At 43.9% G+C, this 1141-nt stretch carries 2 protein-coding genes; one reads left to right on the forward strand and one right to left on the reverse strand.

Annotation, left to right across the window (positions count from 1 at the left end; translation table 11 throughout):
• Positions 1 to 636, reverse strand: a 636-nt coding sequence (locus AC1DUA_RS38555; protein ID WP_477504712.1) for an MFS transporter, incomplete at its 3' end; no start/stop codon positions are given.
• 223 nt (positions 637 to 859) lie between these two features.
• Here AC1DUA_RS38555 and AC1DUA_RS38560 point away from each other — a divergent pair.
• Positions 860 to 1141, forward strand: a 282-nt coding sequence (locus AC1DUA_RS38560) for a LysR family transcriptional regulator (RefSeq protein ID WP_477504713.1), incomplete at its 3' end; no start/stop codon positions are given.

A 1141-nucleotide genomic window follows, 5' to 3' on the forward strand; every position in this document is an offset into this window, starting at 1 on the left:
CATCAGGGACACGATCGCTGCTGTCAATAAAATTGTACCGCTCCAGTCGATTTTGGCCTTACTGTGCTCCACAGTTTCATGATACGAAAAAATAATAACTAACAAAGACACAATTCCGAGCGGCAAATTGATGAAGAAAATCCATTCCCACGTTACATAATCCGTGAAATAAGCGCCGATGATCGGACCGAGTACGCTCGATAAACCGAATACGGCTCCGAAAAGCCCTTGCATCTTACCCCGTTTCTCCGGTGGAAAAATATCAAAAATAATCGCAAAGGTAATTGGCATCAAGGCACCGCCCCCAATACCCTGGATTGCGCGATACACGATCAACTCAGTCATTGATGAGGCTGTTCCGCATAGGGCAGATCCGATCATGAAAACGATGATCCCTACGATAAAAAATAACTTACGACCGTACATATCCGAGAGTTTTCCGAAAATAGGCATGGCAGCCACGTTCGCAATCAAATAGGCTGAGAATACCCAAACGAACTGATTGAACCCCCCTAGTTTGGACACAATGGTTGGYATCGCCGTAGAAACGATTGTCTGATCCAGCGAAGCCAGCAAAAGTCCTAACATCAACCCGACGACTGTCCAGGTGGGGTTAGACTTGCGTGTTAACGACATGAAATGAATCTCCTTTGTTTTTCAATTTATTATATACTAATTATTATAATCAAATTTGAGTATATGGCAATGAAATTTGGCAGGCCGTTGTCCATGTTTTCCGGGAAACATTGCCGACCCCCTCCTTCCTATCATATAATAGGGTTAGAAAAGGTTTTTATGTCCTTTACAATTTCGATAAATTTTATTTGTACTTACAATTTGAATAGCAGGAGGTAATCGCATGAATATGAACCAGTTGGAAACGTTGCTCACGATTTCCAAGACGATGAGCTTCCGTAAAGCTGGCGAAATTCTTAACTTGACCCAACCTGCCGTTTCCGCTCAGATTAAGAGCCTAGAAGACGAATTCGGCACCATTCTCATCGATCGTAACCAGCCTGTCACTTTAACGGACAGCGGTAAATTATTTCTCGAGCATGCTGAGAAAATGCTGCGGATCGCCAGTGACCTCAGGCAGCGCTTGTCAGATTTGCACCAAACACCTCAAGGCCATATCCACATC

It is taken from the genome of Paenibacillus sp. 01T422 (genome assembly GCF_056398785.1).